Origin of the sequence: Luteolibacter rhizosphaerae (genome assembly GCF_025950095.1) — a bacterium.
In the GTDB taxonomy this organism is placed as follows: Bacteria; Verrucomicrobiota; Verrucomicrobiia; order Verrucomicrobiales; family Akkermansiaceae; genus Haloferula; species Haloferula rhizosphaerae.
Genome location: NZ_JAPDDR010000010.1, coordinates 274870 through 287934, shown reverse-complemented (window position 1 = coordinate 287934; position 13065 = coordinate 274870). Strand labels below are relative to the sequence as shown.

Below are 13065 nucleotides of genomic sequence, written 5' to 3'. Positions count from 1 at the left end.
ATGGGTCGGTGGCGGGTCAGCCGCCGTGCAGGCCAAGCCAAGGGACGCTCACGAGCTTCTCCGGGTCCTCGATGCTGTAGCCGAGGGAGTTGGCGCGGGCTTCGAACTTCTCCGGCATGTTCGCGAAGGAGGGCTTGAACTTGTTCAGGAAGGAGCCGCGTTCCTCCCGGTAGGTCTTGAAGTAGGCTCCGTTTACGTCGGCCCGCACCTCGTGCTTGAGGGATACGCGCTGCATGCCGAGCCAGTCCGTAATTTCCGCGAGGGTCTCCTCAGGATGCTGCACGAACTCCTCGTAGCGGAAGACGGCGAGGTGCTTGAGGTGGCTCATGTCGCTGAGGAAGCGCTCGTAACACAGGATCGAGTGCTCCAGCAGGTCGGGGATGCTGGTCTTGCTCCACTTCCGCGTGGCGTAGGAGACGGCCAGCGGGTGGCGCAGGATCACGATGAACTTCGAGCCCGGGTAAAGTCCTTGGAAGTAGCGCAGCCGCACGATGTTCGGCGGGGACTTCTCCAGCAGGAACTTGCGCGACATGTCCCAGTGCTTGGACCACTCTTGGAAGAGCTTGTCCGCATTTTCCGGCGTGCAGAGCGGGTGGCCCTCGTCCATGTGCGAGGCCTTGTCGAAGCCGAAGCGTCCGGGCCCGCCGTAAACGCTGGCGCGGGGATAGACGGTTTGTAGGAATTGTCCTTCGTCCTGAGGGTATCCGGTCTTGATGAAGCCCGCGGCCTCCGGGCTGCCGCGCAGGATCTCATGCACCAGCGAGGTCCCGCTGCGATGCAGGCCGCCGATGAATACCATTTGATGCTCGATCATGGAAAAAGGGGAAAAGGGAGGGGGGTCAGGGCTGGTGGCCGGCGAGGACGGATTCCTTCCACGCCACATCCACTGCGGCGGGGCCTTCCAGATAGCGGCCGTAGCCCTCCCGGATGAAGGCGAGGTAGGCCTCGATGTTGTTGCGCTTGATCTCCCAGCCGTGGCCCTGCCACTCGGGGTGATGGCTTTCCCAGCCGAGCGCTTGGCCCAGCACGGATTCGCCCAGCTCCACGTCGTAGTGGCCTAGGTCGTTCCAGTGCTTCATCCGCTCCAAGCCTCTCTTGTCGGCAGGCAGCAACTCGCAGTTGGCCGGATGGAAGTTGCAGAAGTCCATATAGCGGACGAAGCCGCCGGGCCGCAGCGGGTTCATCTCCTCCGTCAGGTCCAGAAGGAAACGCCGGGTCGCCTCGAAGGGCACCTGCGGGTTTCCGCGGTCTTTGGAGCTAGCCAGTCCTAGCGCGTGAACCGGATGCACGATCAGCACGACTTGGAAGGAGCCTCCCGCGCATTCTTTCAGAAACTCGCGCAGGAGCTTGGACTTCTCGGGGTCCACACCGCCGCGTCCGTCCTCGCGCTCACTGCGGAGCTGGTCGCGAATGAATTTCATCTGCGAGCGGGACTTGGCCACTTCCGGGCGCAAGCGCAGGCCATGCGGCGTGTATTCAGCCAGCTTCTCCTGGCGGGCGCGGTTCAGCGTCTCGATCGAGGCTTCGAAGGTGGAAAGCCCCGCCACATAGCGGATCTCGCGGTTCAGCGTGTCCGTTTCGGCGAAGGGGGAGCTGTAGTAGTCGGATTTCGGCCGGGTGTCGTTGGGATTGCTCATGTCACCGGGGTCGATTCCGATGACGAGCAACTCCGGCTTCTCGCGGGCGAGGAAGTAGCGGGCGATGCCGATGGTCTCGTAGATGAAGCCGCCACTGGCCCCGAGGTTCACGGCCCGCTTGCCCTTCCAGCCGGCGGCATCCGGGTTCCAGGCATTGTCCACGCGGGAGGATCCGAAGAGACCCACCTGCCACTCCCCCGAGCGGATCAGGCCAGCCTTGCCGGTACGGATCTGGCTGGAGAGATCGCGGTAAGGCTCAAGGCTTTTCGCACTCCAGCCCATCGGCGTGACCCGGAAGGGGTCCACGGTGGTATTCACCGCCGCAAACGCGAGACATGCTGCCGCTGCCACCCCGATCACGAGGAAGGAATAGCGGCGTCCGGCTTGCATGCGGGAGGGTCTATGCGGAGGCCTCGCCAAGTCAACGCCGGACACCCTTCCGGGCATGAGGGACTTTGCCCTTGCACGGCGGGCGCTAGCCCTCCCATATCGGCCCCCGACGTGCCGGACACCCAGATCGTCTTCCTACTCTCCATGCCGCGCGCGGGATCCACTCTCCTGCAGCGCTTGCTGATGGGCAGCGGGGTCTGCAAGACCGTGGGCGAACCCAGCTTCCTGCTCCGCTTCCTCGGCATCAATGGCGATCCCATCCTGCGGGCAGCCACCTATTCCGAGGCTCTGGTGGAAACCGCCATCGACGATATGCGGAAGGCATGGGGCGGCTTCGACGCCTGTTACAAGAAGGGGGTCCACGACCTCGCGGTTTCGATCTACGACGGCCTTGCGGGCGAGTTCCCCTTCTTCATCGACAAGACCCCGCGCTACAGCTTGATCGCGGAGGAGTTGGTCGAGCTCTTCCCCGAGGCGAAGTTCATCGTGCTCTGGCGTCATCCCATCGCGGTGATGAACTCGATGAGCACGACCTTCCGCGAGGGTCGCTGGGAACCGCACTCCTTCGATCTCGATCTGTATCATGGCATGGACCAGCTCCGGGCCATCTGTGAGAAGCATCCCTCGCGGGTGCATCAGGTGAAGTATGAGGACCTTGCGGCGGACCCGGAAAAGGAGCTCGCCTCTCTCGGCGCTTATCTCGGCATTCCGACGCTGGGCGATGTGGCCAATCGTGAGCTCACGAAGGGTAACGACGGCAAGCTTGGCGATCCGACCGGAGTGAAGAAGTACTCGAAGGTTTCTCCGGACAGCATCTCCGAGTGGGAGCGCGGCATCCGCAATTGGTATCGCGAGGCTTGGGTGAAGAAATACTTCACCGGCGAGCGCGCGGAGTTCTTCCGCAAGATGGGCTACGACATCCCGCAGCGGATGAAGGACGGCAAGGTGCCGCTAGGTCTGATCGATGGCATCCGCGACTGGCTTTATGCCAGCCGGGTTATGAGCCGCCGTCTGCTGCGGCCGCTCGGCTCGAAGCGCCGCTTGCGCCGCCAGGCGAAAAAGCGCGGCTACTTCGTGGCCTACCGCTGATCGGAAATCGTCTCCGCCCGCCCGAGGTCGAAAAAGCTCGGGCGCCGGAGGTGTCCAATCTCCGGCGCCCGAATCTCGACAAGGAACCCTGACTTGTTCCTTTGCCGCCAGTCACCCGAAACGGGACTGGCGACACCGCGAAACTAACCATGGGATACCCTTTCCGGAACCCCGTCATCGCGTAGTGGGACGGCGCAAAAAAAGCGCCGCCGGCAAACCCGGCGGCGCTTGCGTTGCAGTTCGCTGCTTCAGGGTTGTGCCTGGAGGCGCGAGAAGAGCTTGCCGCCATTTGCCAGTGCGGGCGGGAGGCTTACATCCACCTTGTCGATGCCCGCTCCGTAGAAGTCATTGCTCACCGCGATGGTGACTCCCGACTGGCCATTCAAGGCCGTGGTCCATGTGGACAGGTTGGTGCTGTATTGGAGCGCGGGATTCGGCTCGTAGTTCGACAGGTCCGTGCGGCGGAAGCTGAAGACGAGGTTGCCATCCGCCATCGTGGAGGTGGGCAGCTTGTCGCGATCGTTTCCGGTGGCGGGATTACCGCCGAGCACGAATTCCAGTGCGTTCGGGATCCCGTCGCCATCCGGGTCCGCTGTCGCCAGTGCGTTGTTCCCGGAGAGGTTGTAGGGAGCTCCCGTAACCCAGCTCTGATAGGGATTCACATTCGGGTTCACCAAGCGGATGGACGTGGCTCCGATCACCAGTTCGTAGCCGCTCGGCACGCCGCTGACGCTGGCGAAGCTGCCGGTGAGGCTGGAGAAGGTGGCGATGGTGTAGCTCGGTCCTGTGAGCGGGCTGCCCGTGGCGGTCAGCGTCAGGGTGCTGCCAGTGATGTCGAGGGCGCCGCTGAGGTTCAGCCGGTCGATCGCAGGATCCGAACTGCCGTCGAACTCCACTAGCCATGGTCCGGAGATGGTGGCGCTGGTCGCACCGAAGACGCCGATGGACTCACCCGGGGCGAAGGTCGCACCGGCGGCCACGCTCAGCGGGCCGGCGAGCGATCCGCTGCCGCCCAAGCTGCCGGCGGAGATGGTGGTGGCCCCGGTGTAGACGCTGGCTCCGTTCAGGATCAGCCTGCCGGCACCGGTCTTTGTTAGCGTGCGACCGGCCTCGTTCTGGGCGATCGGCGAACTGATGGTGAGATCCGCCGCCGCAGTACCATCCGCGATATCGATGCTGGTGTTGTCGTAAAGCGTCAGGCCGCCGCCCTCGACGATCGATCCCGCAGTGGAGGCACCTACCGAGAGGGTTCCGCCTTGGAGGCGCAGGTCATTCGAGCTGATCTGGATGAGACCGCCGTTCAACTTGATGTTGTCGGCGTTCATGTATTGCTCGCGGACCAAGGTCCAGAGGCTGTTCTCCTCCAAGGTGATGACCGGCTGGTAGAGCGCGCCTCCAAGCCCGCCGAGGGAGTGGGTGCTGGTCTCCAAGCCCGCCTCGGCTTGGACGGTAATCGTCCGGATCGCGGTATTGCCGAAGAAGCTGGTGGCCCAACTTCCGCCCATCGCCTGCAGGGTGGTGCCGGAGGTGACGGTGATCGCCGCCGAGTGTGCTGTGCCACTCATGGTGATCAGACCCGCGCGCTCGACTCCCAGTGTGCCGCCGCCGGTAAACGAGCCGGAGAGCGTTAGATTGCCCATGCCGGTAATCGCGGTGCTGCCTTCGTTCTGGATATCGGTGCCAAGGTTCTGGCCGTCGCCGGGATTCAGTTCCAGCTCGGCGCCCAAGGCGGTGAGCACGCTGGCATCGGGCGAGAGCGAGCCCGTGAAGCCGTCGCCTACGGTCAGCTTGCCCTCCACCACCAGCACCTCGCCGGTGAAGGTGTTATTGTTGAGCAGCGTGACGTGGCCGCTACCTTCCTTGATCAGTCCGCCTTCGCCGCCGATGGGATCCCCGGAAAGGACGTAGTCGGCTCCGCTATTGCTGAAGGACATCGAGGCGGGCTCGATGCTGCCGCTCACGGTGATTTCCTTGGTGCCGGTGGCAGTGTCGTCGAAGAGCACGCGATCGCCTTGGAAGTACTTTGCCGTGGCGGAGTTCGAGACCTGTTTCCAGTTCGAGCTGGTATTGAGATCCCATATCCCATTGCCACCATCCCATTTCAGGGTGTCGATGGCGGTGATGTTCACGTCCACCGAGCTATCCACGGTGTTGTTCACCAGGCTGGCGCTCATGTGGGGCATGCTGCCCAAGGTAAAGCCGGTGAAACCGGCTCCACCGATGCTGCCGTTGTAGTCGATCAGCTTGTACTGGCCGGTGACCAGATCACCCGGTGGCAAGAGTTGGATCGCGTGAGTCTGGCCGGGGGCGGTTCCGACCGTAAGGCCGTTCGTTTCGGAGATGGTCACGAGGTCGGTCTGCGGGCGGAAGATCGAGCTGCCGCCGTTCGCGAGGTCCGCCAGTTCGTAGGTCACCACGCCTTCCTTGTCGAAGTGGTCGAGGATCGGCAGGGTCTCGATGATCAGCCCGGAAAGAGTCCCCCGGACGTTTCCGGCGCGGGGATCGCCCTTGATGGTAATCACGTCGCCGCTGAGCCGCGAGGAATTGATGGTGACTCCATACAGGGCTCCGCCGGTGCCGGTGGCGGGATTGGTCAGAGTGGAGAGCAAGGTGCCGCCCGTGCCCGCGCCGGCGTAGATCTTCACGGGGCCGAAGCCGGTGGCGCCATCCGAGCTCTGGATCGCCTTGATCCGGTAGGTCTCACCCGGCTGGAGAATGCCCGCCAAACCGTGCAGGGTCACTTGGTAACCCGGGCCGCCGTCATCAAGGTAGGCATCGCCCACGATCCCTTCCACGTCCGTGAACCACGCATTGGCCGCGCTGAAATCCATGGTGACACCGCTGATTCCCTCCGCCGTCACGCTTTCTCCCGTAAAAGCGACCGGATTGGCACCGAAGACGTCGAGGCCGGAAGCATTGTGCCAAGCACTTGCCGGGACGCCTTCGTGATCCTCCTCGGCCTCGGTATCCAATGTACCTCCTTGGCCGCCGTTGTAGAAATAGCGGAAGTTGATGCCGAAGGTCGCCGCGTCGGCTTCTGCTGCGAGACCTGCGGCTAGTACCGCACATGACATCGCCATGCGTATTTTATTGCGCCTATAATTGAGTTTTGAGGCCATACAAAATACAACAATGCATTTTTAGAGCCAAAACAAGATGTAAAATGTAGTGAAATCTGGGATCTTGGAAAGGATCTTGCTCTGGAGTCATGAATCCGAATGATAGAAGCAATGTCGTGTCCTGTGGCCGATTTTAACCCTCAAGGCACTCCGGATGAGGAGGTCGCGGTTCTCACGCAGGCCTTCCATGCCCGGCGGCGGGGGGACTACGCCGGAGCCCTCGAACTCTTCATGCGGGCTGTCGATTTCGACCCCGGAAGTCCTTACCCTTGGATCGAAATGGCGCGGGTGGATGCGCTGGCTCTGGACTTCGAGGGCATGTCAAGCCACCAAGCCCGGGCTCTGATTCTTGCCGAGGGGGATGCTGATGCCTTATACGATATCGCCTGCGTGTGGATGGACGGTTTGATGCCGGAAGAATGCTTGAAGGTGGCGGCAGAGGGAGAGCGGGTCTATCCAAGGGACGATCGTTTTCTGGGAAGACATCTGGCTGCGCTGGAGCGACTGAACCGGGTGGAGGAAGCGCTCGAATTGGTTTCAGGGCGAAGGATCCCGCGTGGCTCTGCCAAGGTGGTGGCTAGGCTTCTCCGCCGCAGCGGCAAGCCGGACGAGGCGCTTTCGGTCTTGTCCGGATTGGAGGATGCAGAGGCCCATATGGAGCGCGCCGCCTGCCTCGACCGGGCAGGAAAATATCGACTGGCAATGGAAGCCTTGGACAAAGCGAAGGCGATCCTGGCGGCGGATCCCGAGACCGACTACGAACGGAAACTCTATTCGCATCACGCGACCCGCTTGATGGCCGTGCGGGAGCGGATCGGAAGTTCAGCTAGCAACGGGAATCCCGATACGCGCTTGGCCTTCGTGCTCGGCCATCCCCGCAGCGGGACAACCCTGTTAGAGACCATGCTCGCGAAGGCAGGGGCCGCGATTGCCTCGGAGTATCCGCTGCTGGAGAACTGCATCCGGATGACCGCGCGATTGTCCGGTGGAGAGGCCGATGCCGATGGGCTGGGTCTGTTGGAAGATGCCGACCGGCTTCCCGGAGTAAGGGAATCCTATCTCGCTCGAATCCATGTCTTGGCACAGGCGGGTCCCGCGGACTTGGTCGTGGACAAGAACCCGGGACTCACCGATGGCGTCCATTGGATCGCCCGCTGCTTCCCCGAGGCCCGCATCGTGACGCTGCTACGGGATCCCCGGGACGTGATCGTGAGTTGCATGTTCCAGAGTTTCGGACACAGCCGTCTCGGGGTCGCCTGCCTCACCTGGGAAAGCGCGGCGCGAGCCTATGCCGATACCATGATGCACTGGGCAGGCATGAGGGGACTGTTAGGGACGGGGACGTGGATGGAGCTGCGCTACGAAGATCTGGTTCGACAGCCGGAGGATGAGTTCAGGAAGGTGTCCGGCTTCTTGCGAATCGCTGCGGAAGGGGCTCCCTCATCCTTGGCGGAGATGATTCGCACTCCGAGCTACGGCCAGGTGCTGGCACCGGTTCATGCCGCTTCCATCGGCCGCTGGAAGAACTACCGCAGGCGGATCGATCCACTGCGCAAAACCCTGGAGCCGGTCATGCAAGCACTCGGCTACCGGTGGTGAACCGCGCGGATCTTCTGCCACGCCGCGGGATCGGCTAGCGCCGTGGCCACTTCGGGCATGGTCATGCCTTGCTTAGCGAGTTGGCGGTGTCGTGCGCGCTTCTGTTCCCAGAGCCGGGCCTCTTCCGGACCCGATTGGAAGGGGCGATCGTGAGGAACCTTCTGCCCGATGAGGATGGCGAAGTAGCCGTCGAGCCCGAAGGGATTGTTCCGCCCGAGTTGTCCCGCGGCGATCCCCGAAGGACCGTTCTCGCGGTAGAAGCGCACCACGCCCTCCGCCGTATGCAGCGGGATCTCCTCCCGGCAGCGCCGCCAGAAGGGCGTATCAAATCGATCGTTGAAGCGATAGTGGACGGCCAGGAAGTCCCGGATATCCGTCCACAGCGCGGCATTGGTGGTATTGAAGTGATCCATCAGGCTCGGCGTCGGCCCTTGTTGCGAATCGATCAGCGCGTCGGTCAGCCAGCGGGATTGCAGGCAGATCACCATCAGCGCAGTCGCCTCCAGCGGTTCGACAAAGCCGCCGGCATTCCCGATCCCGATGACGTTTCCGATCCACGAGCGCCGGTAGTGACCCGAGCGGAAGCGCACGATCCGTGGCGCTAACGCCTTTGGCGCGACCTTCCGATAGGCCTCGATCGCTTCATCATCGCTCGCATGGGCGCTTGAGAAGACATAGCCGCGATGAATCCGCTCGGGATGATCGATCTGCCACAGCCAGCCGCTATCCATGCTATCGGACACGGTGTAGGGCAGCACTGCTTCGTCGCTCCGGTCCCAACCACCGGCCACCGCCCGGTCGCAGAAGAGCGATGAAGAGAAATCGATGAAAGGCTCTCCGAGCGCCTTCCCCACCAGCTCCGAAGCAAAGCCGGAGCTATCGATATAAAGATCTGCCTTCCGCTCCGAACCGTCGGAAAGCTTGAGCGCTGAAATGCCTTCCCCGCCTGTGTCGGCTCCGGCAAGCTCCGCATCCGTAAAGCGCACGCCCAGGCTCCGGCACTTCGTTTCCAGCCAAGCCACGAAGAGCTTGTTCTCGATGTGCCAGGCCAGGTTCCCGCCGGGCGCAGGCATGTCGGGAAGTCCGTCCGCCCGCAGCGGCAGTGCCTTGCCGGATTCCATCATCGCGGAGCCCAGATCCATCGCGGACGGATCCTCGTAGGCTAGGAAGCCGTTGTTTCGTGAATGGTCGCGCCAGCGCCATGCATGCTGCCGGCCGGTGAAGGTGTAGTCGAAGTAAGGGCGCTTTCCCCACGTGAAGCGGATCCCCAGCTTGAAGACCGGCTGAATCGCATTGAAGACCTCGTGTTCGTCCAGGCCGAGGTAGTGATGAAGATGAGAGGGGATGTAAGGGACCGTGCCCTCTCCGACACCGATCACGCCGATACGGCTGCTATACACCACCTCCACATCAAGCGACGGGAGCTTGCGTTTGAGGGTGAGTGCGGCGAGTAGCCCGGCACTACCGCCGCCCAAAACCAACACGGATCGGATCATTCTCCGATGTGAAGCACGCGGCGTGTCAGAAGCGCAAGCCTGTCCTCTGCTAGGCGCAGGACATCTTCTTAAGGAGCGAATCGAAGTTCCAGAAATCCCAGCCTTCCACGATCTGGCCATTCTCTACCCGCAGCCAGGTCACGCCTTGGAAATCCAGCGACTCTTGGCTCGGAACCATACCCATGCCGTCCCCGTTGTGGATTCCCGTGGCCCGCCAGTGGACGCAGGCATCGTCCCCATCCGCCAGACAGTTGACCACCTCCAGCTTGATGTCGGGAACTGCCGCCACGAACTCCGCCTGAAATTCCGCGAAGCCTTCGGGCCCGATGGACTTGCGTCCGCCTTCCAAGTGACCGACGGCTCCGGGAGCCATCAGTTCCTTCAAGAGAGAGAGGTCCCGGTTATTCCACATGGGACCGAACCAAGCGAGGGCGACCTCGCGGGGGCTGAGGGGAGTGCTCATCACCCGCCTGTCTAGCGGTGTTCGATGACTTCTGCCAGTGGGAAGCGTGACTTCGGCACGGAGGCATAGTTATCATCCGCCGAACGGTAGCCTGCGGCGCAGGCCATGGTAGTGGCGTATCCGCTGCCGGCGAGGCCGAGCACCTCGTCATAGCCCGCTGGCTCCAGTCCCTCCAGCGGGCAGGTATCGATCCCGAGCACCGCGGCGGAAGTCATGAACTGGCCGAGCGCGATGTAAGTCTGACGGATGTTCCAAGCATGGCGGGCCTCCTGGCTCATTCCGGCGGCGAACCCGGACACCACCTTGCGATAGCCGGCGAGGCTTTCGGGCGAGCGGCCCTGATGCTCGGAAAGCGCCGTGAAGAAGCGCCCGATATGATCTTCATCCATGTCCGTCCGCGTGGTGAAGACCACGAGGTGGGAGGCGTCGGTAATCTGCGACTGGCCCCAGGACTTCGCCCGCAGATCCGCCCGCAGTTCAGGGCTGTCGATGACGAGGAACTTCCATGGCTGGAGGCCGAAAGAGGAGGGGGTCAGCACGAGCGAATGCTCGAGTGCTTCCCACTCCGCTTGCTGGATCTTCTTGGTCGCATCGAACTGCTTGGTCGCGTAGCGGAACCGCAGCGATTCCAGGAGCTTCTCGGAGGTCATGACTTGTGGGCGTTACTGGGCGTCCAGCTTGAAGGGCACGGAGGCGGAGGGGAACTCCTTCAGGGTGAAGCTGAAGATCACCCCGAATTCATCTTGCAGGCGGTTGTCGCGCTTGGTGATACCCATCGAGGCGACCCAGTGATTGAAGTCGCGGTGGATGGTGTATTGCTGCACCTCCAGCGTGCCGTCATCCAGCTCCCAGAGTTGGAAGAATCCGGCGCCCCACTTGTCGCCCAAGCGGGCATAGGCACGCAGGTCGATGCGATGGGAATCGGTTAGCACCGGATGGTTGTCGAGGATGCGATGGCCGAGAGAGAACTCGAGGTTTTCGTTCGGCATGAAGCGTGCGCGAGCGGCCACTTCCGAGAAGCCCGAGCCGGAATCGATCACCGGAAACTGGGTTTCCAGGTTCATGCCGAACCAGGGAAGGGGATTCCAGCGCAGGTCGTTGTAGAGGTTCGAGAAATTGCGGTCGTAGTCGGGATCCGTAATGAATCCGTCCATGTAGGTATCCATCGAGAGCCAGTCGAAGCTCTGGCCATCGCGGCGCGTGATCAGCTTGTTGCGCATGCCGAGACGGATGATGTTCCAGTCGCGGATGCTATCGATCGCAGTGAAGCTCGGCACGGCAAGTGGCTGCGGGCGGGTGCTGAAAGTCTCGCGATCCACCCCGGGGAAGAGCGGGTCGAGGTCGTCCGTGGAGATGTAGGAGTAGCGGACGTAAGGCTGCACCACATGGAGCAAGCCATCGAGGCCGATCCAGCGCTTCTTCACGTCGCCCAGGTCCTTGGTGAACTTCATCGAAGCCTCCGCGCCTGCGTGCATGTGGAAGCGATCAATCGATTCGGAGGGGCCATTGACCTCCCAGTAGCGGCTGTAGCCGACGCCCAGTTCCGGGGTCACGCTGAGCCAGCCGCCCACGTTGGTCGGCATCGAGACTTCCTGGTAGGTGTGGAAGCGGTTGTAGCCGGGGCTGGAGAGCTGGTCGATGAGGCCCGGGAGCGCGGGGCTGCCGGGTGGCAGCGAGCGGATCGTCTGGATCAGCTGGCGCTCGTAGGTGGGGAGCTGATCGAGCAGCACCGGCACCAGCGGGTCGTTCGTGGGCAAGCGCAGCAGCGGGCGAATGGCCGCAAGCGAGGCGCTGCCGACTTCCTCCTCGATGAAGGAGAGGGAGATCGTCCCTTCGTGCAGGATCGGCAGGTCGAAGAGAGGGCGGCGCGCGAAGTCGAGGGCGATCTCCGGGCTGCGGGTGTCCGAACGGTAGAACTCGTTCGGACGCAGGCGGGCTACGGCGCTAAAGAGCGTCCCCTCGTCACGACGGAAGAGGCCGATGGTGTTGTCCGGGTTCGGATCGGTGCGGAAGAGCTCCGGCTCGAAATCCTCCAGATAGTAGTTGTCGCTGAGGATGTTCAGGTTGCTGTCCACGCGCCATTCGGCATTCTCCTCGAATTCGAGCGGGATGCGGTGTTGCAGGGCCAGGCGGTAGCGGTCCTCATTCACGAAGCCGCGGGTGATACCGGTGCGGCTCACGTCCGGGTTCAGGTCGTTCGTGTAATACAGCGAGAGGCCGGTGAGATTCGGGTTGTCCTCCTGGCGGGTATCCATCAGGTCGACGCCCGTGCCCACGCCGCGGCGGGTGCGCAGGTCGAAGTGCCAGCGGGACAGTAACCAGGCATCATCGTTCTCGCCCGTTTCCGGGTTCGGGCTGCCGCCCAGCATGATGCCATAGCTATTGAGCAGGAAGGCGCCCCAGTTCGAGCGGGCACCGGGGACGAAGTGATATCCCAGATCCGCATCGAGCGGCTGGGAGAGATAGGGGAGCCAGAAGATCGGCGTGTCTCCGGCATAGAGGCGCAGGTTCTTGAAGGTGACTTTGTCCTCCGGATAGATGGTCGTCTCCTTGGCCCGCAGCCAAAAGCCGGGGTTCTCGACATCGTGGGTGGTCACCCCGGCGTCGTGGCCGACATAGACTTGCTTGCCATCGCGGTCCTCGACCGTGAAGCGACCGGCCTCCAGCACGAAGGGATCGACCCCGGCACGCAGGCCGCTGGCGTCCATCTGCTCCTTGTCCCAGTAGTAAACGAGCCGCTCGCCGCGCTGTAGGAGATTGCCGCGGTAGACGCTCACGTTCCCGGTCAGGGTAATGGACTTCTCCACACTATCGGCCACCGCGTGATCGGCGAAAATCTCGGTGCCTTCCTTGGTCTTCACTTTGACGTCGCCGTCCAAGAAGAGCTTGTTCTCCTTGCCCTTCCAGATGGCGCCGCGGGCCTTGATATTCACGCCGGTGTCCGTCTCCACCTCCACCGGGCCGGAGATGGTGGCGACCATCGTCTGGAGGTTGAAGTCGTTTGAAGGCCCCGTGCGCTTCAGGATGATGTTCTTCGGCATCGCCGGAGTCGCCTCGGTCTGTCCCGGGAAAAGCTCAAGGCCCGGCGGCGGCGGCACGGGGTTGATGGGGACGACCACTTCATCGGGACCGGGGACATCCGGGATCGGTTCCTCCGCGGGGTTCTGTGCTGCAAGCCGGACTGTGGAAAGGAGAATGGCAGGAAGAGCGGCGAGCCTCATCGTGGCGGGATGAGACGGGCTCCCGGATTTGAAGTAAAGGGCAAAGCCCGA

9 protein-coding genes are annotated in these 13065 nt (G+C 62.7%); 2 read left to right on the top strand and 7 right to left on the bottom strand.

Annotated elements, in window-relative coordinates; all coding sequences use genetic code 11:
* Positions 1 to 16: 16 nt before the first annotated feature.
* Positions 17 to 814, bottom strand: a complete 798-nt coding sequence (locus OJ996_RS19655; RefSeq protein ID WP_264515371.1) for a sulfotransferase family protein — start codon at positions 812 to 814, stop codon at positions 17 to 19.
* Positions 815 to 839: 25 nt separating this feature from the next.
* Positions 840 to 2027, bottom strand: a complete 1188-nt coding sequence (locus tag OJ996_RS19650; RefSeq protein WP_264515370.1) for a hypothetical protein — start codon at positions 2025 to 2027, stop codon at positions 840 to 842.
* Positions 2028 to 2138: 111 nt separating this feature from the next.
* On the opposite strand from OJ996_RS19650, the gene OJ996_RS19645 reads away from it, so the two are divergent.
* Positions 2139 to 3116 carry a sulfotransferase family protein gene (locus tag OJ996_RS19645; protein ID WP_264515369.1) on the top strand — a complete coding sequence of 326 codons (978 nt, stop codon included), beginning with the start codon at positions 2139 to 2141 and terminating at the stop codon, positions 3114 to 3116.
* 248 nt (positions 3117 to 3364) lie between these two features.
* On the opposite strand, the gene OJ996_RS19640 is transcribed toward OJ996_RS19645, so the two are convergent.
* The gene (locus tag OJ996_RS19640) at positions 3365 to 6196 is read right to left on the bottom strand and encodes an autotransporter-associated beta strand repeat-containing protein (protein WP_264515368.1); all 2832 of its coding nucleotides are present in this window, start codon (positions 6194 to 6196) and stop codon (positions 3365 to 3367) included.
* Between the two features lie 150 nt (positions 6197 to 6346).
* On the opposite strand from OJ996_RS19640, the gene OJ996_RS19635 reads away from it, so the two are divergent.
* Positions 6347 to 7834 carry a tetratricopeptide repeat-containing sulfotransferase family protein gene (locus tag OJ996_RS19635; RefSeq protein ID WP_264515367.1) on the top strand — a complete coding sequence of 496 codons (1488 nt, stop codon included), beginning with the start codon at positions 6347 to 6349 and terminating at the stop codon, positions 7832 to 7834.
* On the opposite strand, the gene OJ996_RS19630 is transcribed toward OJ996_RS19635, so the two are convergent.
* The 4 genes from OJ996_RS19630 to OJ996_RS19615 are packed head-to-tail and all read right to left on the bottom strand — an operon-like array spanning position 7822 to position 13014.
* Entirely contained in the window at positions 7822 to 9330 is a 1509-nt protein-coding gene (locus tag OJ996_RS19630) for a tryptophan 7-halogenase (RefSeq protein ID WP_264515366.1), read from the bottom strand. The genes OJ996_RS19635 and OJ996_RS19630 overlap by 13 nt on opposite strands.
* A gap of 49 nt (positions 9331 to 9379) precedes the next feature.
* Positions 9380 to 9793 (bottom strand): ester cyclase, encoded by a 414-nt coding sequence (locus OJ996_RS19625; RefSeq protein ID WP_264515365.1) that lies wholly within the window; start codon positions 9791 to 9793, stop codon positions 9380 to 9382.
* Between the two features lie 11 nt (positions 9794 to 9804).
* Positions 9805 to 10443 (bottom strand): NAD(P)H-dependent oxidoreductase, encoded by a 639-nt coding sequence (locus OJ996_RS19620; RefSeq protein ID WP_264515364.1) that lies wholly within the window; start codon positions 10441 to 10443, stop codon positions 9805 to 9807.
* A 12-nt stretch (positions 10444 to 10455) separates the two neighbouring features.
* Positions 10456 to 13014, bottom strand: a complete 2559-nt coding sequence (locus OJ996_RS19615; protein WP_264515363.1) for an LPS-assembly protein LptD — start codon at positions 13012 to 13014, stop codon at positions 10456 to 10458.
* Positions 13015 to 13065 lie beyond the last annotated feature (51 nt).